Genomic DNA, 24,025 nt, shown 5'->3' with positions numbered 1-24,025 from the left:
GGAAGAACCACCACCGGACGAACCACCGCCGGAAGAACCGCCGCCGGAAGAACCGCCACCGGAAGAACCACCGCCGGAAGAACCACCGCCGGAAGAACCACCGCCGGAAGAACCACCACCGGAAGAACCACCACCGGACGAACCACCACCGGAAGAACCGCCGCCGGACGAACCGCCGCCGGACGAACCACCACCCGAACCACCGCTGCCAGACGCATTGCCACCGCGGCCCGAGCCACCCGAACCGCTCGTGCCGCCGGATGTTCCGCTTGTCGTTCCGCCGACGCCGGCAGGTCCGACGGTACCGTTCCCGTTGTTGCCGCTGCCGCCGCTATTGCCATTTCCGCTACCGGGGCTGCCGCCGCTGCCACTGCCACTACCGCTAGCGCCTGCGCCATTACCGCCGACGCGTCCGCCCGCAAAGACGTGCACCGCGCACGCAGCCAGGTTGGCTGCGCACGGCGAAGCGTCGTCGACCAGCATCATGATGGTGTCCGCGCTGGCAACTGCATCGGGCGCGGCGTCCGGTGCCGCATCTTGTGCGACGGCATACGAGCAGCAGCACGCGAACGCGGCTGCGGCGAGCAAGGTTGCGCGATGGCACCGTCCCGTCTTGCGGAACGGTCGTTTCGTCTTGAGCATCATGGCCTCCCCATGCGCGCGATGCCTCGTCGCCGCGCGGCGATCTACGTGTGGTGCAGGGGGCCGGTAAAGGTTCGTAGTCCTGTCGGTAGCCGATTGCCTTCGGTCCGGCGCTGGACGCCAGCCGCGATTGCGGAACGGCATGCGGGCCCGCCGTGCGAAGCTCTATCTGCGAGATTCGTGCCACCGGCCGCTTGCGCCCGAGGCGCAAGGCGCGCGCAGGCGCACGACGGCGCATGCAACGTCGTTGGGGGAGTTTTGTTTCCGGATTGAAACGTCTGAGCTAAGTTCAGCGCGCAGGCGCATCGGCCGCGCGCTGCCAGCGGTGGAACAGGATCGATGCAATCCAGCAGACGAGGAACAGTGCGACGATGCCGTAGCCGATCGCGCCGAAGCGTTCGCCGAGCGCATCGAGCGCGTCGCGCACGGGGCCCGTCAGCGACAGCTTGTCGGCCAGCAGGCCGGCCGCCTCGATCCCGCCGATCGCCAGCGCGACGGCCGCCGAGACGAACGTGATGCTCGCGTTGTAGAGCAGTTTGCGCTGCGGATCGTCCATCGCCCAGCCGTACGCGTGAATCATCAGCACGTTGTCGGTCGAGTCGATCAGCGTCATGCCGGCGGTGAAAAGCGCGGGAAACAGCATGACCGTATAGACCGGCAGCCCCTGGCTCGCCTGCGCGGCAGCGATCGCAAGCAGGCCGATTTCGGTTGCAGTATCGAAACCTAACCCGAACAGCACGCCGACCGGATACATGTGCCAGCTCTTCGACACGAACCGGAACAGCGGACGCAGCAGCCGGGACACGAGCCCGGCAGGACGGTGCACATGCGCGGCGTCGTGCCCGTGCGTGCCGCGATAGCGCCGCCACACGTCGCGCAGGATCGCCAGGTTCACGCACGCGAGCACGAGCAGGAAGGTGGCCGACACCGCCGTGCCGATCGTGCCGCCGATCTCGCGGAACGCATCGAACCGGTCGCGCAGCGCGAATGCCGTCAGCGCGATGCCTAGCGTCGCGGCGATCACGATCGTCGAATGGCCGAGCGAGAAGAACAGGCCGACGCTCACCGGACGCTGGCCGTCCTGCATCAGCTTGCGCGTCGCGACGTCGATCGCGGCGATGTGATCGGCGTCGACCGCATGACGCAGCCCGAGCCCGTAAGCGATCGCCGCGGTGCCGAGCAGCAGAGGATGATCGCGCAACACGGCGAGCGCCCACAGCCAGACGGCGGCGTTCGCGGCGATCAGACCGGCATAGAGGATCAGCAGGCGGCGCAGGGCAGGGGTGGGCGGCATCGGGATGGTTCCATCTGACGAATCGCGATGCATTGTGGCACGCGAAAAAAATACCGGACGTGCCGGTCAAAATAGTCCGCGCGCACGGCGTGCAGGAATGAAAAAGGCCCGTCCGGAACCGGACGGGCCTTGCCTGCGTGCGGCAGCGCGAGATCGCGCCGCGCTTACTTCACTTTCGCGCTGATCACGCCTTCCGATACGTTGGCCGGCGTTTCCGCGTACTGCTTGAACTCCATCGTGTAGGTTGCGCGGCCCTGCGTGGCCGAACGCAGCGACGTCGAATAGCCGAACATCTCCGCGAGCGGCACCTCGGCGCGCACGAGCTTGCCGCCGCCACCGGCGATATCTTCCATCCCCTGCACGATGCCGCGCCGGCTCGACAGGTCGCCCATCACGTTGCCCATGAATTCCTCGGGCGTCTCGACCTCGACGGCCATCATCGGCTCGAGCAGCACGGGTTTCGCCTTGCGCATCGCTTCCTTGAACGCCATCGAGCCGGCCATCCGGAACGCGTTTTCGTTCGAGTCGACGTCGTGGTACGAGCCGAACGTCAGGTGCACCTTCACGTCGACGACCGGGTAGCCCGCGAGCACGCCGCTCTTCAGCGTTTCGGTGATGCCCTTGTCGACGGCCGGGATGAACTCGCGCGGAATCACGCCGCCCTTGATCTCGTCGAGGAACTCGTAGCCCTTGCCGGGGTTCGGCTCCAGCGTGATCACCGCATGGCCGTACTGGCCGCGGCCGCCCGACTGCTTGACGAACTTGCCTTCGACGTCGGACGCCGTCGTGCGCACCGTCTCGCGATACGCGACCTGGGGCTTGCCGACCGTCGCTTCGACGCCGAATTCGCGCTTCATCCGGTCGACCAGGATTTCGAGGTGGAGCTCGCCCATCCCCGAAATGATCGTCTGGCCGGACTCTTCGTCGGTCTGCACGCGGAACGACGGATCTTCCTGCGCGAGGCGGTTCAGCGCGAGGCCCATCTTTTCCTGGTCGGCCTTCGTCTTCGGCTCGACGGCCTGCGAGATCACCGGCTCCGGGAATTCCATCTTCTCGAGGATGATCGGCTTCGCCGGATCGCACAGCGTGTCGCCGGTGGTCGCTTCCTTCAGGCCGACGGCCGCCGCGATGTCGCCCGCGCGCACTTCCTTGATTTCCTTGCGCTCGTTCGCATGCATCTGCAGGATCCGGCCGAGCCGTTCCTTCTTGTCCTTGGTCGCGTTGAGCACCGTGTCGCCGGATTCGACGACACCCGAATACACGCGGAAGAAGATCAACTGGCCGACGAACGGGTCGGTCATGATCTTGAACGCGAGCGACGAGAACGGCTCGTCATCGCTCGGATGACGTTCCGCCGGCTTGTCCGGGTCGTGGAAGTCGTGGCCGAGGATCGCCGGCACGTCGACGGGCGACGGCAGGTAGTCGATCACCGCGTCGAGCATCGCCTGCACGCCCTTGTTCTTGAACGCGCTGCCGCACAGCATCGGCACGATCTCGTTCGCGACCGTGCGCTTGCGCAACGCGGCCTTGATCTCGTCCTCGGTCAGCGATTCATGGTCGTGCAGGTACTTCTCGAGCAGTTCCTCGCTCGCTTCCGCTGCGGCCTCGACCATCTTCTCGCGCCATTCGTGCGCGAGCTCGACGAGGTTCGCGGGGATCTCCTCGTACGTGAATTTCACGCCCTGGCTTTCGTCGTCCCACACGATCGCCTTCATCTTCACGAGGTCGACGACGCCCTGGAAATGATCTTCCGCGCCGATCGGAATCTGGATCGGCACCGCGACGCCTTTCAGGCGCTCGCCGATCTGCCGCTGCACGCGGAAGAAATCGGCGCCGACGCGGTCCATCTTGTTGACGAACGCGATGCGCGGCACCTTGTACTTGTTGGCCTGGCGCCAGACGGTTTCGGATTGCGGCTGCACGCCGCCGACCGAGTCGTAGACCATGCACGCGCCGTCGAGCACGCGCATCGAGCGCTCGACTTCAATCGTGAAGTCGACGTGCCCGGGCGTGTCGATGATGTTGATCCGGTGTTCCGGATAGTTGCCGGCCATGCCCTTCCAGAAGGCCGTGGTCGCAGCCGACGTGATCGTGATGCCGCGTTCCTGCTCCTGCTCCATCCAGTCCATCGTGGCCGCGCCGTCGTGCACTTCACCGATCTTGTGGCTCACGCCGGTGTAAAACAGGATGCGCTCGGTCGTCGTGGTCTTGCCGGCATCGATGTGAGCGCTGATCCCGATATTGCGATAGCGCTCGATGGGGGTTTTGCGGGGCACGTGAACCTCCTTGGGTTCGGATCGTAAGCGGGCCGGCCGGGCCGGCCCGGGATGGACAAGCGAGATTTAAAGGATAGCGCTTGTCTGTGGCTTTTGCAGATGCGGGCAGCGTTTGCCGAATCAAGGCGGGCGCCGCCGCCGGCAGGCGAAAAAAAAGCCGACGCGCAACAGGCGGCCGGCTTCGGTCGGTGCGCGGCGCGATGCGGGTCGGCGGCGCGGCGATGCCCGTTACTGGGCCTGAGGCAGGCCTTCGAGCTTCATGCCGGGCTTGATGCCCTTCGCCGCGAACCAGCCCTTGCTCATTTCGAGTGCATAGACGCCGTTGTTGCGCGGGCAGTGGTTGTCGGTCGTCTCGGCCTTCATCTCGTCGATGTCGGTGATCGTGCCGTCCGCGCGGATGAATGCGATCGACAGCGGGATCAGCGTGTTCTTCATCCAGAAGCAGTGCACCGCGTTCTCGTTGAACACGAACAGCATGCCTTCGTTCGGCGCGAGCTGCGAACGGTACATTAGCCCCTGTTCGCGGTCGGGGTCGTTCGCGGCGACGGCCGCGTCGATCACGTACATGCCGGCGCGCAGCTTCACGCGCGGGAATTCGCTCGGCTGCTTGGCGCCGGGCGGCACTTGCGCGCTGGCGGCCTGCATGCCGAATGCGAGGACGGCGAGCGCGGCGGGAAACACGGCGGCGCGCGCAAGGCGGCCGAGCGACGAGCGCAGGGAGAATTGCACAGCAAGGCTCCTATCTGGAAAACAAGACCCGCATGGTACGCGATGCGTGCCGGCGGGCACACAAAAGAAAAAGGCAGATCGCCTTGCGGTGATCTGCCTTTCAACGCCGTAAGAACGGCAAGACTGCGTGTTCTTGACTGCGTTATTACAGCAAGCTTACTTAGTTCGAAGCAGCTGCCGGTGCTGCTGCGTCGCTTGCTGCAGCCTTCTTCGATGCCTTGTGGTGCTTCTTGGCTGCGTGGTGCTTCTTGGCAGCGTGCTTAGCCGGTGCCGAAGCAGCTTCAGCAGCAGCCGGAGCAGCTTCCGGAGCCGATGCTTGTGCGAAAGCAGCCGTTGCGAAGAGGCCAGCGACCAGAGCGGCGATCAGTTTGTTCATGTTGTGTTCCTCAGCTTTAGTTAATTAACCAAATGACCCGGCAATAGGAGTCATGTCGTCTAACGGTGCCATCCACCTTTCGGTTGACAGACGCTTCGAGAAATTTCTCATTGCGCTGCGGGCGCCGAATCGTATTCGATAAAAACGTCGCTTTTGTGACGCAAACACGGCTCGGCTGCCAATGCCGGATAGCTAAGGTTGGCATCTGCGTGGTTTAACGCGCGATCTTCGCAGGCGGTTGACGAAAAAGATGACGAAAAATTCGTACGTCCCGAATTCGTCATCAGGCGGGCGCGAAACCGTCCCACGGCGCGCGTGGCGGCAGTGCAATTGTTTCTCCCGGTGCAATGCCGAGCGCAAATATATCCAGTGTGCCGATGCCGACGCGCACCAGGCGCAACGTCGGGAAGCCGACGGCCGCCGTCATCCGGCGCACCTGCCGATTCTTGCCTTCGGTGATCGCGAGTTCGATCCACGTGGTCGGGATCGCGGCGCGGTAGCGGATCGGCGGGTTGCGCGGCCACAGCGTGTCGGGCGGTTCGATGAATTCGGCGCGGCATGGGCGCGTCACGTAGTCGCCGAGGTCGACGCCGCGCGCGAGCGCCTTCAGGTCGCCAGGGCCGGGCGCGCCCTCGACTTGCGCCCAGTAGCGCTTGACGAGCTTGTGGCGAGGCTCGGCGATGCGCGCCTGCAGCGCGCCGTCGTCGGTGAGCAGCAGCAACCCCTCGCTGTCCGCGTCCAGCCGGCCGGCCGCGTAGACGCCGGGCGTTTTTACCCAGTCGCCGAGTGACGGGCGCGTCTCGTGCGCGGAAAACTGGCAAATCGTGCCGAACGGCTTGTTGAGGGCGATCAGGTTCATGGCGGGGCGCCCACCCGGCGCGCCGCGGGAAGCGGGGGCGGGCGGTCTATGGCAAATGGCGGAATCTTAATGCATAATACGGAACGGCAAGTCCTCTGTCTTATATAAGACATAAGTGGGGTCTTGATACGCAGTGCCGCGCTTCGTGCCGAAGTGCCCGGTTGGGGCGCTAGAATAGCGGCTCGCTGTTGCCGTCACGGGGTGGCCATGCCGCGCCCCCGCCACGCGCGCAGCTTCGACCAGCATCACCTGCTCAGCCACGTCACTGGAGTCGATCATGCCGTATCAGCACATCAAGGTTCCGGAAGGCGGTGACAAGATCACCGTCAACAAGGACTTCTCGCTCAACGTTTCCGATCAGCCGATCATTCCCTATATCGAAGGCGACGGTACGGGCTTCGATATCACGCCGGTCATGATCAAGGTCGTCGATGCGGCGGTCGCGCATGCCTACAAGGGCAAGCGCAAGATCCACTGGATGGAGATCTTCGCGGGCGAGAAGGCGACGAAGGTGTACGGCCCGGACGTGTGGCTCCCGGACGAAACGCTGCAGGTGCTCAAGGAATACGTGGTCTCGATCAAGGGGCCGCTCACGACCCCGGTCGGCGGCGGCATCCGTTCGCTGAACGTCGCGCTGCGCCAGGAACTCGATCTCTACGTGTGTCTGCGCCCGGTCCAGTACTTCAAGGGCGTGCCGTCGCCGGTGCGCGAGCCGCAAAAGATCGACATGGTGATCTTCCGCGAGAACTCGGAAGACATCTACGCGGGCATCGAATGGGCCGCGGGCTCCGAGCAGGCGAAGAAGGTGATCAAGTTCCTGCAGGACGAGATGGGCGTGAAGAAGATCCGCTTCCCGGAAACCTCGGGGATCGGCGTCAAGCCCGTGTCGACCGAAGGCACCGAGCGTCTCGTGCGCAAGGCGATCCAGTACGCGATCGACAACGATCGCAAGTCGGTCACGCTGGTGCACAAGGGCAACATCATGAAGTTCACGGAAGGCCTGTTCCGTGATGCCGGCTACGCGCTTGCACAGAAGGAATTCGGCGGCGAGCTGATCGACGGCGGCCCGTGGATGCGCGTGAAGAACCCGAAGACGGGCAACGAGATCGTGATCAAGGATTCGATCGCCGACGCATTCCTGCAGCAGATCCTGCTGCGCCCGGCCGAATACGATGTCATCGCCACGCTGAACCTGAACGGCGACTACATCTCCGACGCACTGGCCGCACAGGTCGGCGGAATCGGGATCGCGCCGGGTGCGAACCTGTCGGATTCGGTCGCGATGTTCGAGGCGACGCACGGCACGGCACCGAAGTACGCAGGCAAGGATTACGTGAACCCCGGTTCCGAGATCCTGTCGGCGGAAATGATGCTGCGCCACCTCGGCTGGACGGAAGCGGCCGACACGATCATCGCGTCGATGGAGAAGTCGATCCTGCAGAAGCGCGTCACGTACGACTTCGCGCGCCTGATGGAAGGTGCGACGCAGGTGTCGTGCTCGGGCTTCGGTGAAGTGCTGATCGAGAACATGTAAGACCCCTTCCGGGGTGGGCCGGCAGGTTGCCGGCCGCCCCGGCGCTGACTGCCGGCGCCGGAGCGTTTCGTGGATGGCAGGTTTGTTGGCAGGGCGGTCCGGCATGCGGGCCGCGGCGCTGCGATGCGGCCCGGAGGCCCTGCAAGGTAGAACATGACGGCCCTCGCAACACCACCGCCCGGCTGAGCCGGCGTGCCCCTTTCGCGACCGACCCGGTCGCTCCCCGCCGGTTACCGCCGGCGCTCCTCAGTCCAAAATTTTCACGTAGCAACGCATCGACCATGTCCACTTCGCCCAAGATCATCTACACCCTCACTGACGAAGCGCCCGCGCTCGCGACCTATTCGCTGCTGCCGATCGTCAAGGCCTTCACGCGCTCGTCCGGCGTCGCCGTCGAAACGCGCGACATCTCGCTCGCCGGCCGCATCATCGCGGCATTCGCAGACGTCCTGCCGCCCGAGCAGAAGGGTTCCGACGATCTGGCCGAGCTGGGCCAGCTCACGCTGAAGCCGGAAGCGAACATCATCAAGCTGCCGAACATCAGCGCATCGGTGCCGCAGCTGAAGGCCGCGATCGCCGAACTGCAGGCGCAGGGCTTCAAGCTTCCGGCCTACCCGGAAGATCCGTCGACGGACGAAGAGAAGGCGGTCAAGGCCCGCTACGACAAGATCAAGGGCAGCGCGGTGAACCCGGTGCTGCGCGAAGGCAACTCCGACCGCCGCGCGCCGCTGTCGGTCAAGAACTACGCACGCAAGCACCCGCACAAGATGGGCGCGTGGCAGGCCACGTCGAAGGCACACGTCGCGCACATGAGCGAAGGCGACTTCTACGGCAGCGAGAAATCGGCGCTGATCGCCGATGCCGGCAGCGTGAAGATCGAACTCACGACGACCGACGGCGCGAAGAAGGTGCTGAAGGAAAAGACGGCCGTGAAGGCCGGTGAAGTCATCGACGCATCGGTGATGAGCCGCAATGCGCTGCGCAGCTTCATCGAAGCGCAGATCGCCGACGCGAAGGCGCAGGACGTGCTGTTCTCGGTGCACCTGAAGGCGACCATGATGAAGGTCTCGGACCCGATCCTGTTCGGTCACTTCGTGTCGGTGTTCTACCGCGACGCGCTCGCGAAGCACGCGGACGTGCTGGCGCAGGCAGGCTTCAACCCGAACAACGGGATCGGCGATCTGTACGCGCGCCTGAAGGACCTGCCGGCCGACACGCGCGAAGCGATCGAAGCCGACATCAAGGCCGAATACGCGGTGCGCCCGCGCCTCGCGATGGTCAACTCGGACAAGGGCATCACGAACCTGCACGTGCCGAGCGACGTGATCGTCGACGCGTCGATGCCGGCGATGATCCGAGATTCGGGCGGCATGTGGGGCCCGGACGGCGCTCTGTACGATGCGAAGGCCGTGATTCCGGACCGTTGCTACGCCGGTGTCTACCAGGCCGTGATCGAAGATTGCAAGCAGCACGGCGCGTTCGATCCGGTCACGATGGGCAGCGTGCCGAACGTCGGCCTGATGGCGCAGGCGGCCGAAGAATACGGTTCGCACGACAAGACGTTCCAGATTCCGGCCGATGGCGTCGTGCGCGTCACCGACGAAGCCGGCAACGTGCTGCTCGAGCATGCAGTGGAATCGGGCGACATCTGGCGCATGTGCCAGACGAAGGACGCACCGGTGCAGGACTGGGTCAAGCTCGCGGTCAACCGCGCGCGTGCGACCGGCGCACCGGCCGTGTTCTGGCTCGATCCGGCGCGTGCGCACGATGCGCAGATCATCGCGAAGGTCGAACGCTACCTGAAGGATCACGACACGAACGGCCTCGATATCCGCGTGATGACGCCGGTCGAAGCGACGCGTTTCTCGCTCGAGCGCATCCGCGCGGGCAAGGACACGATCTCGGTCACGGGCAACGTGCTGCGCGACTACCTGACCGACCTGTTCCCGATCATGGAGCTCGGCACCAGCGCGAAGATGCTGTCGATCGTGCCGCTGATGGCCGGCGGCGGGATGTTCGAAACGGGTGCGGGCGGCTCGGCGCCGAAGCACGTGCAGCAGTTCGTCGAGGAAGGCTTCCTGCGCTGGGATTCGCTCGGCGAATTCCTCGCACTGGCTGCGTCGCTCGAACACCTCGGCAACGCGTACCAGAACCCGAAGGCGGTCGTGCTCGCGAAGACGCTCGACCAGGCGACCGGCAAGTTCCTGGACGAGAACAAGTCGCCGGCGCGCAAGGTCGGCGGCCTCGACAACCGCGGCAGCCACTTCTACCTGTGCCTGTACTGGGCGCAGGCGCTGGCCGAGCAGACCGAGGACGCCGCGCTGAAGGCGCAGTTCGAAGGTGTGGCGAAGGCATTGTCCGACAACGAAGCGCGCATTCTGGAAGAGCTGGCTGCCGCGCAGGGCAAGGCGCAGGCGATCGGCGGCTACTTCCGTCCGAACGTCGACCTGACGAGCCAGGCGATGCGCCCGAGCGCGACGCTGAACGGCATCGTCGACGCAGTCGCCTGACGCGGGCCGCGCAATCGCGCGAGCCAATGCGTGTGTCGACACGGCGCGGTTAGCCGTTCGCCGTCCGACACCCAATAAAAACGCCCCGGTCGCCCGGGGCGTTTTTCGTTGCAGGCTTGCCATTCAGACGTGAACGATTTCCCATTCGGCGATTTCGTGCGGCACTTCGAGCGTTGCCGTGTCGAGTTCGGACGGTTGCTCGCAGTCGCCGCGGGAGATGTGGTCGGCCGCCACTTCGGGGCACGAGAATGCACCGAGCAGGGCGTTGCCGAACGTCGCTTCCCAGCCACCGTTACCCGGCAGGATGTAGAACGACCCGAGCGCTGAACCAAAGCGAAATCCCTTCATTTCCGTTCTCCCTTTCTGATTACAAGCGATTCTGTTGTGCCGCTTGCCGGCTCGACCGGCTGTGTCCCGACTGGCTGCTTGCGCCGGGTTCCGTATCGAACGTCGTGGCGAAGCGTCAGTGCATGGGACAAAGTCTACGTCCGCGACCCGGTCGGATGGTGCATGTAGAACGGCTTCACTAAACAAAAATTATCGTTTAAAAACAAATAATTACTTTCGTCGTTTTGTATTGCGGAACGTTTTTTGGCATCGCGAAACGGGAAATTTGTGCCCTGCACCACGAATTTTTACAACGCAGAGACTTGTTCCACATCGTGAAATATTGGCGGTTTTGCGAACCGGTGGCGCGACCGGCGCCGGGGCGGGGCCGAACGGCAGGCGCCAGGCGACCGTCTGGACGCAGCAAGGGGCAGGGTTGAGTGGTGCTGCGGTCGCGAGTGAGGGGCCGTGCATCGTCGATCGACGATGCCGCTCGATGCGTGCCGAATCCGGTGGGGCGTTGTCGAGCCATGCGGCGTATCGCCGCCCGGCCGGCGGCGAAGCGTCTCGATATGAGCCTGCGGTTATGATGACGCGGGCATCAGGATTTGCGTCGCGCATCGGCGCTTCAGCCGGCCGGCGCGGGCGTCGTGGCGGCCGCGCGACGCAGCATGGATAACGAGGAACGATTGATGATACGGAGAACCTTCCTGTCGCGCGCCATCGGTGCCGCGGCCGCGTCGCTGTTCGCGCGCGCCGCGTGGGCGCAGCATGCCGGTCACGCTGGCATGGCCGGCATGGACTCGATGGACGACATGCCCGGCATGTCGGGCATGCCAGGGATGGCGGGTCATGGGCAGCACGGCAAGTCCGCACCGGCCGCGCTCGCGGCCGCCGACGCGCTGCCGGCCGGCGCGCCGCTCGCGGCGCTGCGCACGCTCGCGAACGAAAGCCGCGAGCCCGGCATGTTCCGGGCCACGCTGGTCGCGCAGCCGGTAGCGCGACCGATGCTGCACGGTGCACGGCCGACCCCGTTCTGGCAGTTCGGCGCGGGCACGCAGGGGCCTGTCGTGGGTCCACTGATCGACGTGCGCGAGGGCGACACGGTCGAGATCAAGTTCGTGAACAAGCTACCGCAGCCGTCGACGATCCACTGGCACGGCCTGCCGGTGCCGCCCGATCAGGACGGCAACCCGTCCGACCCCGTCGCGCCCGGCGCATCGCGCGTGTATCGCTTCACGCTGCCGAAGGGGAGCGCCGGCACCTACTGGTACCACCCGCATCCGCACATGATGACGGCCGAGCAGGTGTTTCGCGGGCTCGCCGGCCCGTTCGTCGTGCGCGCCGCGGACGATCCGCTGGCGGGCTGGCCCGAACGCAACCTGTTCGTGTCGGACCTGAAGCTTGCGCGCGACGGCACGATTGCACCGAACGACATGATGGACTGGATGAATGGCCGCGAGGGCCAGTTCGTGCTGGTCAACGGCGCGCGCCGGCCGCGGATCGACGTCGCGGGCGACGAGCGCTGGCGCGTGTGGAACGCGTGCAGCGCGCGCTACCTGCGCGTCGCGTTCGACGATGGCCGAGCGTTCGAGCACGCGGGCACCGACGGTGGGCTGTTCGATGCCCCGCGTCGCGTGACGTCGCTGCTGATCGCGCCGGGCGAGCGTGCGGAACTGCTGGTGCGCGCCGGCGACCGTGCGTCGCGCGCGGTGCTGCAGGCGGCCGAGTACGACCGCCGCAAGATGGCGATGTCACACGACGACGGTCACGGCAGCCTGCCGCCCGATCCGGCGCTGGCGCTGGCCGATGTCGCGTTTGCGCCCGCCGCCGCGCGCGCATTGCCGGCCACGCTGCGCGCAGTGCAGCCGCTGGGCGAGCCGGTCGCGCACAAGACGGTCGCGTTCGGCGAGGAAATGGACATGGACGCGATGATGAAGGGCGCGGCGCACGGCCGACCGGCCGGCATGCGTTTCACGATCAACGGCGAAACCTACGCCGCGCACCGCGTGACATTGACGAGCCGCCGCGGCGACATCGAGCGCTGGGAGATTCGCAATACCACCGACATGGATCACCCGTTCCACCTGCATGGCACGCAGTTCCAGGTGATCGAGCGAGCGTCGGGCGGCGCGCGCACGACCGAACCGTTCCGCGCATGGCGCGATACCGTGAACGTGCGCAGCGGCGAAACGGTGTCGATTCTCGTCACACAAGACATGCCCGGCGAGCGCATGTTTCATTGCCACATTCTCGAACACGAGGATCTCGGCATGATGGGCACGCTGAAGGTCGTGTAACGATGTGGTGAATATGTTTCACGCGCAGGACCGATAACCTATCTGCATGTGTGACAAGACAATATGTGTTCAATTATCGGGATTGAACGAAAAGGCCGGCCAATCGATTATCGATTGGCCGGCCTCAAAAAAAGAAACCCGGCGCAATGCGCCGGGTTTCTTCGTCCGATATCCGATGCCTTTATGCGGCCTGGATGTTCGACGCTTGCTTGCCCTTCGGTCCTTGAACGACGTCAAAGCTCACCTTCTGGCCTTCCTTCAGCGTCTTGAAGCCATTCATGGTGATAGCCGAGAAGTGCGCAAACAGATCCTCACCGCCCTCGTCGGGAGTGATGAAACCGAAGCCCTTCGCGTCGTTGAACCACTTAACGATACCAGTTGCCATTTTCCTACTTCCCCTGTCACACAGTCGCTGCTACTTACCACGAGCACGCTCGAAAAGCTAAACGACCGGAAAATGCAGTCGTTCCCCCCTCACAAGCTCACCTCGGCCTCTTTCATTTCGCCAACTGGCAAATTGAAAAAAGTGCCAGCTTGATTGTTGGCGCTCTTTATTGGAGTGTCAAGAGGAATTTTTAGACGTTTAGAGGGACGTTGTAAAGAACCCATTTTCAGGGTTTTTCCGGCTTTGCTTTGCAGCACGCGGCCAAGCGCGAGGACTTGAAAAGCAGCATAATCGGCTCATATACCAGGCTCGAGTGACACGCGTTCGAGTCGTGCCGGCTTGTGGGATACTGGATGCGGATACGACGTTCCGGTGCGGTTCCCCCTGACGGTTCGTGTTCCACGCCACGCGTGAAAGCCGGCACCGCAGCCGGCTTTCGTATGGCGCGAAGAAGATCGCGTGTTCCGGGATTCCGGGGAGGGCGCCGGCCGGTCGGTCGGGTAATGGCAGGATTGCGGGCCTGTCCGAGTTGTTTAGAATGGGTGTATGGCGATTATCCCGGACAAGCAGGACAGCACCGTCCTGGAACGCAAGCAGCAGAAGCTCAAGCCGCCTTCGATGTACAAGGTGGTGCTGCTGAACGACGACTTCACGCCGATGGAGTTCGTCGTGATGGTGGTCCAGGAGTATTTCAAGAAGGATCGCGAGACGGCCACGCAGATCATGCTGAAGGTCCATCGCGAAGGGCGAGGGGTTTGTGGGGTCTATACGCGGGACATCGCGTCGACCAAGGTTGAGCAAGTCGTTACCCATGCGCGGCAGGCCGGGCATCCGCTGCAGTGCGTGATGGAGGAAGCATGATTGCCCAGGAATTGGAAGTCAGCCTGCACATGGCGTTCATGGAAGCACGCCAGGCGCGCCATGAGTTCATTACGGTCGAGCATCTGCTGCTGGCCCTGCTGGATAATCCGACGGCAGCCGAGGTGTTGCGCGCGTGCGCGGCCAACATCGAGGACTTGCGTCAGAACCTGCGCAATTTCATCCACGACAACACACCTACCGTCCCGGGCACCGACGATGTCGATACCCAGCCGACGCTCGGTTTCCAGCGCGTGATTCAGCGCGCGATCATGCACGTCCAGTCGACGTCGAACGGCAAGAAGGAAGTCACCGGCGCGAACGTGCTGGTCGCGATCTTCGGCGAGAAGGATTCGCATGCCGTGTACTACCTGCAGCAGCAGGGCGTCACGCGCCTCGACGTCGTGAACTTCATTTCGCACGGCATCGCGAAGACCAACGGCGGCGAAGCCGCGAAGTCGGCCGACGCGAACGCGGAAAGCGAAGACGCGAATGCGCAGAAGGAAACGCCGCTCGCGCAATTCACGCAGAACCTGAACCAGATGGCGAAGGACGGCCGCATCGATCCGCTGATCGGTCGCGAGCCCGAGGTCGAGCGCGTGGTCCAGGTGCTGTGCCGTCGCCGCAAGAACAATCCGCTGCTCGTCGGCGAGGCTGGCGTCGGCAAGACCGCGATCGCGGAAGGGCTCGCCTATCGCATCACGCGTGGCGAAGTGCCGGACATCCTTGCGAACGCGCAGGTCTACTCGCTCGACATGGGCGCGCTGCTCGCGGGCACCAAGTACCGCGGCGATTTCGAGCAACGTCTCAAGACGGTGCTGAAGGAGCTCAAGGAGCGTCCGCACGCGATCCTGTTCATCGACGAAATCCACACGCTGATCGGCGCGGGCGCCGCGTCGGGCGGCACGCTCGATGCGTCGAACCTGCTGAAGCCGGCGCTGTCGTCGGGCACGCTCAAGTGCATCGGCGCGACCACGTTCACCGAATATCGCGGCATCTTCGAAAAGGATGCGGCGCTGTCGCGGCGCTTCCAGAAGGTCGACGTGAGCGAGCCGACCGTCGAGCAGACGGTTGCGATCCTGCGCGGCCTGAAGTCGCGCTTCGAGGAGCATCACGGCGTCAAGTATTCGTCGGGCGCACTGTCGGCCGCGGCGGAACTGTCGGCGCGCTTCATCACCGACCGTCACCTGCCGGACAAGGCGATCGACGTGATCGACGAGGCGGGCGCCGCCCAGCGCATCCTGCCGAAGTCGAAGCAGAAGAAGACGATCGGCAAGAGCGAGATCGAGGAAATCATCTCGAAGATCGCGCGTGTGCCGCCGCAGAGCGTGTCGCAGGACGATCGCAGCAAGCTGCAGACGCTCGACCGCGACCTGAAGAGCGTCGTGTTCGGCCAGGATCCGGCGATCGATGCGCTCGCGGCCTCGATCAAGATGGCGCGCGCGGGCCTCGGCAAGATGGACAAGCCGATCGGCGCGTTCCTGTTCTCCGGCCCGACGGGTGTCGGCAAGACCGAAGTGGCGCGCCAGCTCGCGTTCACGCTCGGCATCGAGCTGATCCGTTTCGACATGTCGGAATACATGGAGCGTCACGCGGTGAGCCGCCTGATCGGCGCGCCTCCGGGCTATGTCGGGTTCGACCAGGGCGGCCTGCTGACCGAAGCCGTCACGAAGAAGCCGCACTGCGTGCTGCTGCTCGACGAAATCGAGAAGGCGCATCCGGACATCTACAACGTGCTGCTGCAGGTGATGGACCATGGCACGCTGACGGACAACAACGGCCGCAAGGCGGATTTCCGCAACGTCATCATCATCATGACGACGAACGCGGGCGCCGAGTCGATGCAGAAGGCGACGATCGGCTTCACGACGCGCCGCGAGACGGGCGACGAGATGACCGACATCAAGCGCCTGTTCACGCCGGAGTTCCGCAACCGCCTGGATTCGATCATCAGCTTCCGCTCGCTCGATGAGGAAATCATCATGCGGGTGGTCGACAAGTTCCTGATCCAGCTCGAGGAACAACTGCACGAGAAGAAGGTCGACGCGCTCTTCACCGACGCGTTGCGCAAGCATCTCGCGAAGCACGGCTTCGATCCGCTGATGGGCGCGCGGCCGATGCAGCGGCTGATCCAGGACACGATCCGTCGCGCGCTGGCCGACGAACTGCTGTTCGGCAAGCTCGTCAACGGCGGTCACGTGACGGTCGACGTCGACGAAAACGACAAGGTGCTGTTGTCGTTCGACAAGCTGGCGAATCCGCCGCACAAGCCGAACGAAGAGACGGTCGAAGTCGAGTAAGCGATAATTCGTTGTTCATGCGAACGGCGCGGGAAGTTCTCCGCGCCGTTTCGTTTTATCCGGCGCCGGCGGCGCAATGGTGGTGCAGGGGAGTGGTAACGCAGTGACACAACAACAACGATCGTTCGACAGCATCGTCGCGCGAGAACAAGGGTTGCGCCACGCGCTGACGTCGGGGCAGATGGCGATGATCGCGATCGGCGGCGCGATCGGCACGGGGCTGTTCCTCGGCAGCGGGTTCGCGATCGGTCTCGCCGGCCCGAGCGTGCTGGTCTCCTATGCGATCGGCGCGCTGATCGCGCTGCTGCTGATGGGCGCGCTCGCGGAAATGACCGTCGCGCATCCGACGGCTGGCTCGTTCGGCGCGTATGCCGAGCACTATGTCGGCCCGCTCGCGGGCTTCCTGGTGCGCTATGCGTACTGGTTCGCGGTGGTGTTCGCGATCGGCACCGAGATCAGCGCGATCGCCGTGTTCATGAAGTACTGGTTTCCGGCCGTGCCCGGCTGGTACTGGGTGATTGGCCTCTCCGCGCTGCTGATCGCCGTGAACCTGGCCAGCGTCACGCTGTACGGCACGGTCGAATACGCATTCTCGCTGCTGAAGATCGCGGCGATCGTCGTGTTCATCGTGCTCGGCGCGTATCTCGTGTGGTCGGCGCCGGCCGCATCGGGCATCGGTTTCGCGAACTACACCGCGCACGGCGGCTTCATGCCGAAGGGGCCGTGGGGCACCTGGGTCGCGGTGATCGTCGCGATCTTCAGCTACATGAGCATCGAAGCCGTCGCGATCGCAGCCGGCGAGGCGCGCGATCCGCAGCACGCGGTCACGCGCGCATTCCGCTCGACCGTGTTCCGGCTCGTGCTGTTCTACCTGCTGACGCTGTCGCTGATGCTCGCGATCGTGCCGTGGACGCAGGCCGGCACCGACGAAAGCCCGTTCGTGAAGGTGATGGCCGCGACGCACGTGCCGTACGCGGCAGGCGTGATCAACTTCGTGCTGCTGATCGCGGCGCTGTCGGCGATGAACAGCCAGCTTTACGTGACGACGCGGATGATGTTCAGCCTGTCGCGTGCACGGCTCGCGCCAGCGGTGTTCGGCCGGCTCGGCACGAACGGCGTGCCGCGTGCAGCGCTGTGGATCTCGACGAGCGGCGTCGCGGTGGCGGCCGTGCTGGTTGCGCTCGCGCCAGACACTGCGTTCACCGTGATGATGGCGATCGCAATGTTCGGTGCGCTGTTCACATGGATGATGATCTTCGTCACGCACCTGCGCTTCCGCGCGCGGTATCGCGGCCCCGCGCTCGCGTTCCGGATGTGGGGGCACCCGTTCGGCAGCCTGCTCGGTGCGGGGCTCGTCGCGGCGATCCTGTTCACGACCGCGTTTACGCGCGAATTCCGGATGACGATGGTGGTCGGCGTCGTGTTCGTCGTCTTGCTGACGCTCGCATACGCGCTGCATTACCGGCACGAACATGCACGCTGACCGCGCCGGCGTACCCCCACACCGTTCTTCACGCCCGCTAAGGTTCCGTTAAGCCCGCGGCGACTACATTCGATCCTGTCTGCAAGGCGGGCCGGCATGCGCCGGCCCGCCGCTTTCCTGCAAAAAGGGGTTCGAATGAACAAACTTCCCGAAATCACGCTCGCGTTCTGGATCATGAAGATCTGTGCGACGACGTTCGGCGAAACCGGCGGCGACCTGCTGTCGATGACGCTGAACGTCGGCTACGCGGTGAGCTCGATCCTGCTGTTCGGTTTCTTTCTCGTGACGCTGGGCGCGCAACTCAGGACGACACGCTATCGCCCGGCGATCTACTGGGCCGTGATCGTCGCGACGAGCACGGCCGGCACGACGATGTCCGATTTCATGGACCGCACGCTCGGCCTTGGCTATGCGGCCGGCTCGTCGATCCTGGTCGCGATCCTGCTGGCCATCTTCGCCGTGTGGCGCCTCAGCGGCGAATCGCTGTCGGTCGACCTGATCCGCACGCGCAAGGTCGAGTTGCTTTACTGGATCGCGATCCTGTTCTCGAACACGCTGGGCACCGCGCTCGGCGACTTCCTCGCGGACAGCTCGGGGCTCGGCTTCGGCGGCGGCGCGCTGCTGATCGGCGGGCTGCTCGCGGTGATCGTGCTCGCGCACTATTTCACGCGGATCTCGGGCGTGCTGCTGTTCTGGGCCGCGTTCGTGCTCACGCGTCCGTTCGGCGCGACGGTCGGCGATCTGCTCACGAAGCCGGTTGCGAAGGGCGGCCTCGCGCTCGGCACGATCGGTTCGTCGGCCGTGCTGCTCGGCGTGCTGGTCGCACTGGTGATCTACGCGATCGTGGCCCAGGCGCGGCAGCGCGACCTGATGCCCGCGCGGATCGCGCAACCCGTCGAGGAATGACGGTAAAGGACAAGAAAAAGGGGCCGCGAGGCCCCTTTTTTGTTGCGTTGCTCAGTGACGGCCGGTGCTGCCGAAGCCGCCCTCGCCACGATCGCTTTCCGCGAAGTCGTCGACGATGTTGAACTGTGCCTGCACGACCGGCACGATCACGAGCTGGGCGAGCCGTTCGAACGGATTCAGCACGAACTCGGTCTGGCCGCGATTCCACGTCGAGATCATCAGTTGGCCCTGGTAGTCGGAATCGATCAGGCCGACGAGGTTGCCGAGCACGATCCCGTGCTTGTGGCCGAGGCCCGAGCGCGGCAGGATCAGCGCCGCATAGCCGGGATCGGCGAGATGGATCGCGAGGCCGGTCGGCACGAGCGTCGTTTCGCCCGGTTGCAGCGTGATCGGCGCATCGAGGCACGCGCGCAGGTCGAGGCCCGCGCTGCCGGTGGTCGCGTAGGCGGGCAGGTAGTCGCGCATGCGCGCGTCGAGAATCTTCAGGTCGAGTTTCATGCGGTCGTCGGATGAGGCGGGAAGGGCGCGGCAGCGACGGCCGCCGCGCGGGAGATCAGATCAGGCGGTTGTCGGGCAGGCGCTTCGCGATTTCCGCGACGAGCGTGTGCGCGAGTTCGTCCTTCGGTGCGCGCGGCAGGCGCGTGAGGCCGGCGGCCTCGAACAGCACGACTTCGTTGTCGTCGCGACCGAACGTCAGCGGGCCGAGGTTGCCGACCAGCAGCGGCACGTTCTTGCGCTTGCGCTTCTCGTCGCCGTGCACGTCGAGGTCGCCGCTTTCGGCCGCGAACCCGACGCAGTACGGCGGATCGGGCAGCGCCGCGACCGACGCGAGGATGTCGGGGTTCTCGACGAACGTGAGCGCCGGCATCTTGCGATCGGCCGTCTTCTTCATCTTGTGCTCCGCCGGTTGGGCGACGCGCCAGTCGGCGACCGCGGCCACCGCGATGAAGATGTCGGCGTTGTTCACGGCATGCATCACCGCGTCGTACATCTGCTGGGCGGTCTGCACGTCCTGGCGGTAGACACCCCACGGCGTGTCGAGCGCGACCGGCCCCGCGACGAGATGAACGTCGGCGCCGGCCTGCTGCGCGGCGCGCGCGAGCGCGAAGCCCATCTTGCCGCTCGAGCGGTTCGTGAGGCCGCGCACGGGGTCGAGCGGTTCGAACGTCGGGCCGGCCGTGATCAGCACGCGCCGGTGCGCGAGCACCTTCGGCGCGAAGTGCGCGACGATCGCTTCATAGATCGCCTCGGGCTCGAGCATCCGGCCGTCGCCGACTTCGCCGCAAGCCTGCGCACCCGAGTCCGGGCCGAGCACCGACACGCCGTCTGCGCGCAGTTGCGCGGCGTTGCGCTGCGTGGCCGGGTTCTGCCACATCTGGCGGTTCATCGCGGGAACGACGAGCAGCGGGCAATCGCGCGCGACGCACAGCGTCGACAGCAGGTCGTCGGCGAACCCGTGCGCGAGCTTCGCGAGGAAATCCGTCGACGCGGGCGCGATCACGATCGCGTCGGCTTCGCGCGACAGGTCGATGTGCGCCATGTTGTTGTCGATGCGCGCGTCCCACTGGCTCGTGTAGACGGGCCGGCCGGACAGCGCCTGCATCGTGACGGGCGTGATGAACTGGGTAGCGGCTTCGGTCATCGCGACCTGCACGGTCGCGCCGGCCTTCACGAGCAGCCGCGTGAGCTCGGCGATCTTGTAGCAGGCGATGCCGCCCGTCAGGCCGAGAACGAGGTGTTTTCCTGCGAGTTCTGCGTGTGCCAACTCAGGCCTCCAAGGGTCAAACGGAACGGCCGGCGCGAAGCCGGCCGTCGACGCCGAGTATGCGCGCTTAGCGAGAGCCGCGCACGCGACGCAGTTCGTCGTAGATCAGCAGCACCGCACCGACCGTGATCGCGGAATCGGCGAGGTTGAACGCCGGGAAGTGCCAGGCGCCGAGATGGAAATCGAGGAAGTCGATCACGTGGCCGTACACGAGCCGGTCGATCACGTTGCCGAGTGCGCCGCCGAGGATCAGCGCGAGCGACACGCTGAACAGCCGCTGGTGGCCGTGGCGCTTCAGCAGGAAGCAGATCACGAGCGTCGCGCCGATGCCGAGCGCGGTGAACGCCCAGCGCTGCCAGCCGCTCGCGGTCGACAGGAAGCCGAACGCGGCGCCGCGGTTGTAGACCAGCACGAGGTTGAAGAACGACGTCAGCGCATGCTGCGCGCCGTACACGAACGTTTTCAGGATCGCGATCTTCGACAGTTGATCGAACAGGATCACGATCAGCGAAATGCCGAGCCAGGGCGCAAGTGCGCCGCTGGCCGGTTTCGACAGGGTTTTCGCCATATTTAAGCAGCGCTCCGGATTTCGCCGTTTTCAAACAGGTTCGAGAAGCAGCGGCCGCACAGCGTCGGATGATCGGCGTGTGCACCGACATCTTCGCGGTAGTGCCAGCAGCGTTCGCACTTCTGGTACTTCGACGCGGCCACGTCGACGCTTTCCTGCGCTTCGTCGTCGACCTTGACGACCGTCGCGGCCGACGTGATCAGCACGAACTTGAGATCATCACCGAGGCTCGTGAGCGCGTTGTAGCGTGCGCCGCTCGCGTGCACGGCGACTTCGGCCTGCAGCGACGAACCGATGCGGTTCGCGGTGCGCGCTTCCTCGAGCGCCTTCGTCACGTTGCCGCGCACGTCACGCAGCAGCGCCCACTTCTCGATCAGCGCGGCCGAGCCGGCGACTTCCGGATAGGCGTAGTAGGTTTCCGTGAAGATCGTGTCGCTGGACGGCTGGAACACCTTCCACGCTTCTTCCGCCGTGAACGACAGGAACGGCGCGAGCACGCGCAGCAGGCCGTGCGTCAGGTGGTACAGCGCCGTCTGCGCGGAGCGGCGTGCGCGCGAATCGGCCGCGCTCGTGTACAGGCGGTCCTTCAGCACGTCGAGGTAGAAGCCGCCCAGATCTTCCGAGCAGTACGTCTGAAGCTTCGCGACGACCGGGTGGAATTCGTACTTCTCGTAGTGGCCGAGCAGTTCCGTCTGCAGCTGCTGCGAGAACGCGACCGCATAGCGGTCGATCTCGAGCCATTCGTCGACGGGCACCGCGTGCTGCGCGAAGTCGAAGTCCGACAGGTTCGCGAGCAGGAAGCGCAGCGTGTTGCGGATGCGGCGATAGCCTTCGGTCACGCGCTTCAGGATTTCCTCGGAGATCGCGAGCTCGCCCGAATAGTCGGTCGATGCGATCCACAGGCGGATGATTTCTGCGCCGAGGCGGTTCGCGACTTCATGCGGATCGATGCCGTTGCCGAGCGACTTGCTCATCTTGCGGCCTTCGCCGTCGACCGTGAAGCCGTGCGTGAGCAGGCCCTTGTACGGCGCGCGGCCGTCGATCATCGACGCGGTCAGCAGTGACGAGTGGAACCAGCCGCGATGCTGGTCCGAGCCTTCGAGGTAGAGGTCGGCCGGGAATTGCAGCTGATCCTTGTGCGAGCCGCGCAGCACGTGCCAGTGCGTCGTGCCAGAGTCGAACCACACGTCGAGCGTGTCGCGGTTCTTTTCGTACAGGTTCGCGTCGTCGCCGATCAGCTCGCGCGGGTCGAGCGTCTGCCATGCCTCGATGCCCGACTGCTCGACGCGCTTCGCGACTTCCTCGAGCAGCTCGAGCGTGCGCGGATGCAGCTCGCCGGTTTCCTTGTGCACGAAGAACGCCATCGGCACGCCCCACTGACGCTGGCGCGACAGCGTCCAGTCGGGACGGTTCGCGATCATGCTGAACAGGCGTTGCTTGCCCCACGACGGGTAGAACGCGGTCGCGTCGATGCCTTCGAGCGCCGTTTCGCGCAGCGTCTTGCTGCCGTCGCGCGGCGTCACGTCCATGCCGGCGAACCACTGCGACGTCGCGCGGTAGATGATCGGCGTCTTGTGGCGCCAGCAGTGCATGTAGCTGTGCGTGTACTTCTCGCTGCGCAGCAGCGAGCCGGCCGCGTTCAGCGCTTCGACAATCTTCGGGTTCGCGTCCCAGATCGACAGGCCGCCGAACAGCGGCAGCGATTCGATATAGCGGCCGTCGCCCATCACCGGGTTGATGAAGTCCGAGTCGGTCATCCCGTGCGCCTTGCAGGACATGAAGTCCTCGATGCCGTACGCGGGCGACGAGTGCACGACGCCGGTACCCGTGTCGGTCGTCACGTAGTCGCCGAGGTAGACGGGCGCGGTGCGCTTGTAGCCGGGGTGGGCCGATGCGAGCGGGTGGTGGAAGCGCAGGTTCGCGAGCTTCACGCCCGGCGCGGTCGCGACGACGCGGCCCGTCAGCTTGAACTCTTCCATGCACGCGGCCACGCGTTCTTCCGCGATGATCAGCAGCCCGCGCTCGGTGTCGACCAGCGCGTAGACGATTTCCGGATGGAGGTTCAGCGCCTGGTTCGCCGGGATCGTCCACGGCGTGGTGGTCCAGATCACGATGCCGCCCTCAGCGCGCGGCAGCGCCGCCAGGCCGAATGCCTGCGCGGTCTTTTCTGGTTCCGCGAACGCGAACATCACGTCGATCGTCGGATCGGTGCGGTCCTTGTATTCGACTTCCGCTTCGGCGAGCGCGGAGCCGCAGTCGAAGCACCAGTTCACCGGCTTCAGCCCGCGATACACATAGCCCTTCTCGATGATCTTGCCGAGCGCGCGGAGCTCTTCCGCCTCGTTGACGAAGTTCATCGTCTTGTACGGGTTGGCCCAGTCGCCGAGCACGCCGAGGCGCTTGAAGCCGACCTTCTGCTTCTCGATCTGCTCGGTCGCGTACGCGCGCGCCTTGCTCATCACTTCAGCCGCCGGCAGCGACTTGCCGAACTGCTTCTCGATCTGGATCTCGATCGGCATCCCGTGGCAATCCCAGCCGGGCACGTACGGCGCGTCGAAGCCGGCCATGTTGCGCGACTTGACGACGATGTCCTTCAGGATCTTGTTGACCGCGTGGCCGAGGTGGATGTCGCCGTTCGCATACGGGGGGCCGTCGTGCAGGATGAACTTCGGCCGGCCCTTGCTGGCTGCGCGGATCTTCTCGTAGAGGCCGCGCTCTTCCCATTCCTTTACCCACTGCGGCTCGCGCTTGGGCAGGTCGCCGCGCATCGGGAACGGCGTGTCGAGCAGGTTGACCGGATACTTGGCCTGCGGTTTCGAATCGGCTTTCTTGTTGCTCATGATGGGATCGCTATCTAAATCGGGAGACGCGCGAGCGTCGTGAATCGGGGATGCGCGCGAGTGAGCGGCGCGA

The 24,025-nt window shown here is 65.0% G+C and carries 18 protein-coding genes and 1 pseudogene; 7 read left to right on the top strand and 12 right to left on the bottom strand.

Features of this window, described 5'->3' with window-relative positions:
* The 6 genes and pseudogenes from HAV18_RS25375 to HAV18_RS25350 all read right to left on the bottom strand — a co-directional run.
* Positions 1-642: pseudogene (locus HAV18_RS25375) on the bottom strand (hypothetical protein); the annotation flags it as partial.
* Between the two features lie 289 nt (positions 643-931).
* Positions 932-1,936 carry a HoxN/HupN/NixA family nickel/cobalt transporter gene (locus HAV18_RS25370; protein WP_208102113.1) on the bottom strand — a complete coding sequence of 335 codons (1,005 nt, stop codon included), beginning with the start codon at positions 1,934-1,936 and terminating at the stop codon, positions 932-934.
* A 164-nt stretch (positions 1,937-2,100) separates the two neighbouring features.
* Positions 2,101-4,212 (bottom strand): elongation factor G, encoded by a 2,112-nt coding sequence (gene fusA, locus HAV18_RS25365; protein ID WP_166961343.1) that lies wholly within the window; start codon positions 4,210-4,212, stop codon positions 2,101-2,103.
* Between the two features lie 228 nt (positions 4,213-4,440).
* Entirely contained in the window at positions 4,441-4,941 is a 501-nt protein-coding gene (locus HAV18_RS25360) for a DUF192 domain-containing protein (protein ID WP_166961341.1), read from the bottom strand.
* A gap of 160 nt (positions 4,942-5,101) precedes the next feature.
* A complete protein-coding gene (locus HAV18_RS25355; RefSeq protein ID WP_011352970.1) occupies positions 5,102-5,317 on the bottom strand; it encodes a hypothetical protein in 216 nt (71 codons plus the stop codon).
* Positions 5,318-5,600: 283 nt separating this feature from the next.
* On the bottom strand, positions 5,601-6,176 hold the full coding sequence (locus HAV18_RS25350; RefSeq protein WP_166961339.1) for a pseudouridine synthase: 576 nt from the start codon (positions 6,174-6,176) through the stop codon (positions 5,601-5,603).
* Positions 6,177-6,453: 277 nt separating this feature from the next.
* Between HAV18_RS25350 and icd the strand changes: the two genes are divergently transcribed.
* Both icd and HAV18_RS25340 read left to right on the top strand, forming a co-directional pair.
* Entirely contained in the window at positions 6,454-7,710 is a 1,257-nt protein-coding gene (icd, locus tag HAV18_RS25345; RefSeq protein ID WP_034178829.1) for an NADP-dependent isocitrate dehydrogenase, read from the top strand.
* A 281-nt stretch (positions 7,711-7,991) separates the two neighbouring features.
* Positions 7,992-10,220, top strand: a complete 2,229-nt coding sequence (locus HAV18_RS25340; protein ID WP_166961337.1) for an NADP-dependent isocitrate dehydrogenase — start codon at positions 7,992-7,994, stop codon at positions 10,218-10,220.
* Positions 10,221-10,343: 123 nt separating this feature from the next.
* Here HAV18_RS25340 and HAV18_RS25335 read toward each other — a convergent pair whose 3' ends face one another.
* On the bottom strand, positions 10,344-10,568 hold the full coding sequence (locus HAV18_RS25335) for a hypothetical protein (protein WP_043190017.1): 225 nt from the start codon (positions 10,566-10,568) through the stop codon (positions 10,344-10,346).
* 671 nt (positions 10,569-11,239) lie between these two features.
* Here HAV18_RS25335 and HAV18_RS25330 point away from each other — a divergent pair.
* Positions 11,240-12,847 (top strand): multicopper oxidase family protein, encoded by a 1,608-nt coding sequence (locus HAV18_RS25330; protein WP_166961334.1) that lies wholly within the window; start codon positions 11,240-11,242, stop codon positions 12,845-12,847.
* A gap of 181 nt (positions 12,848-13,028) precedes the next feature.
* Here HAV18_RS25330 and HAV18_RS25325 read toward each other — a convergent pair whose 3' ends face one another.
* Positions 13,029-13,232: a cold-shock protein gene (locus HAV18_RS25325; protein WP_006478030.1), complete on the bottom strand. Its 204-nt coding sequence runs from the start codon at positions 13,230-13,232 to the stop codon at positions 13,029-13,031.
* A gap of 546 nt (positions 13,233-13,778) precedes the next feature.
* On the opposite strand from HAV18_RS25325, the gene clpS reads away from it, so the two are divergent.
* From clpS to HAV18_RS25305, 4 genes are all read left to right on the top strand, one after another.
* The gene (gene clpS, locus HAV18_RS25320) at positions 13,779-14,093 is read left to right on the top strand and encodes an ATP-dependent Clp protease adapter ClpS (protein WP_006398529.1); all 315 of its coding nucleotides are present in this window, start codon (positions 13,779-13,781) and stop codon (positions 14,091-14,093) included.
* Positions 14,090-16,390 carry an ATP-dependent Clp protease ATP-binding subunit ClpA gene (gene clpA, locus HAV18_RS25315; RefSeq protein ID WP_166961331.1) on the top strand — a complete coding sequence of 767 codons (2,301 nt, stop codon included), beginning with the start codon at positions 14,090-14,092 and terminating at the stop codon, positions 16,388-16,390. The genes clpS and clpA overlap by 4 nt, the downstream gene beginning before the upstream one ends.
* Positions 16,391-16,493: 103 nt before the next feature.
* Positions 16,494-17,873, top strand: a complete 1,380-nt coding sequence (locus HAV18_RS25310) for an amino acid permease (RefSeq protein ID WP_166961328.1) — start codon at positions 16,494-16,496, stop codon at positions 17,871-17,873.
* Between the two features lie 135 nt (positions 17,874-18,008).
* On the top strand, positions 18,009-18,779 hold the full coding sequence (locus HAV18_RS25305; protein WP_166961325.1) for a hypothetical protein: 771 nt from the start codon (positions 18,009-18,011) through the stop codon (positions 18,777-18,779).
* A 51-nt stretch (positions 18,780-18,830) separates the two neighbouring features.
* On the opposite strand, the gene dut is transcribed toward HAV18_RS25305, so the two are convergent.
* The 4 genes from dut to ileS form a co-directional block, all read right to left on the bottom strand.
* Complete coding sequence (gene dut / locus HAV18_RS25300) at positions 18,831-19,277, bottom strand: dUTP diphosphatase (protein ID WP_166961322.1); 447 nt, start codon at positions 19,275-19,277, stop codon at positions 18,831-18,833.
* A gap of 55 nt (positions 19,278-19,332) precedes the next feature.
* Positions 19,333-20,544 carry a bifunctional phosphopantothenoylcysteine decarboxylase/phosphopantothenate--cysteine ligase CoaBC gene (gene coaBC, locus HAV18_RS25295; protein ID WP_166961319.1) on the bottom strand — a complete coding sequence of 404 codons (1,212 nt, stop codon included), beginning with the start codon at positions 20,542-20,544 and terminating at the stop codon, positions 19,333-19,335.
* A 67-nt stretch (positions 20,545-20,611) separates the two neighbouring features.
* Entirely contained in the window at positions 20,612-21,112 is a 501-nt protein-coding gene (gene lspA / locus HAV18_RS25290) for a signal peptidase II (protein WP_166961316.1), read from the bottom strand.
* Positions 21,113-21,114: 2 nt separating this feature from the next.
* Positions 21,115-23,952, bottom strand: coding sequence for an isoleucine--tRNA ligase (ileS, locus tag HAV18_RS25285; protein ID WP_166961313.1), 2,838 nt, complete (start codon positions 23,950-23,952; stop codon positions 21,115-21,117).
* Positions 23,953-24,025 lie beyond the last annotated feature (73 nt).

It is taken from the genome of Burkholderia sp. D-99 (genome assembly GCF_011605345.1).
In the GTDB taxonomy this organism is placed as follows: domain Bacteria; phylum Pseudomonadota; class Gammaproteobacteria; order Burkholderiales; family Burkholderiaceae; genus Burkholderia.
The sequence above is the reverse complement of the archived record's forward strand: the minus strand, read 5'-3'. Positions and strand labels throughout refer to the sequence as shown.

Excerpts from the sequence above, each read along its gene's own strand:
- HAV18_RS25370 (WP_208102113.1), bottom strand. The coding sequence starts at position 1,936 with ATGCCGCCCACCCCTGCCCTGCGCCGCCTGCTGATCCTCTATGCCGGT.
- HAV18_RS25355 (WP_011352970.1), bottom strand. The coding sequence starts at position 5,317 with ATGAACAAACTGATCGCCGCTCTGGTCGCTGGCCTCTTCGCAACGGCT.
- HAV18_RS25350 (WP_166961339.1), bottom strand. The coding sequence starts at position 6,176 with ATGAACCTGATCGCCCTCAACAAGCCGTTCGGCACGATTTGCCAGTTT.
- icd (WP_034178829.1), top strand. The coding sequence starts at position 6,454 with ATGCCGTATCAGCACATCAAGGTTCCGGAAGGCGGTGACAAGATCACC.
- HAV18_RS25340 (WP_166961337.1), top strand. The coding sequence starts at position 7,992 with ATGTCCACTTCGCCCAAGATCATCTACACCCTCACTGACGAAGCGCCC.
- HAV18_RS25335 (WP_043190017.1), bottom strand. The coding sequence starts at position 10,568 with ATGAAGGGATTTCGCTTTGGTTCAGCGCTCGGGTCGTTCTACATCCTG.
- HAV18_RS25330 (WP_166961334.1), top strand. The coding sequence starts at position 11,240 with ATGATACGGAGAACCTTCCTGTCGCGCGCCATCGGTGCCGCGGCCGCG.
- HAV18_RS25325 (WP_006478030.1), bottom strand. The coding sequence starts at position 13,232 with ATGGCAACTGGTATCGTTAAGTGGTTCAACGACGCGAAGGGCTTCGGT.
- clpS (WP_006398529.1), top strand. The coding sequence starts at position 13,779 with ATGGCGATTATCCCGGACAAGCAGGACAGCACCGTCCTGGAACGCAAG.
- clpA (WP_166961331.1), top strand. The coding sequence starts at position 14,090 with ATGATTGCCCAGGAATTGGAAGTCAGCCTGCACATGGCGTTCATGGAA.
- HAV18_RS25305 (WP_166961325.1), top strand. The coding sequence starts at position 18,009 with ATGAACAAACTTCCCGAAATCACGCTCGCGTTCTGGATCATGAAGATC.
- dut (WP_166961322.1), bottom strand. The coding sequence starts at position 19,277 with ATGAAACTCGACCTGAAGATTCTCGACGCGCGCATGCGCGACTACCTG.
- lspA (WP_166961316.1), bottom strand. The coding sequence starts at position 21,112 with ATGGCGAAAACCCTGTCGAAACCGGCCAGCGGCGCACTTGCGCCCTGG.
- ileS (WP_166961313.1), bottom strand. The coding sequence starts at position 23,952 with ATGAGCAACAAGAAAGCCGATTCGAAACCGCAGGCCAAGTATCCGGTC.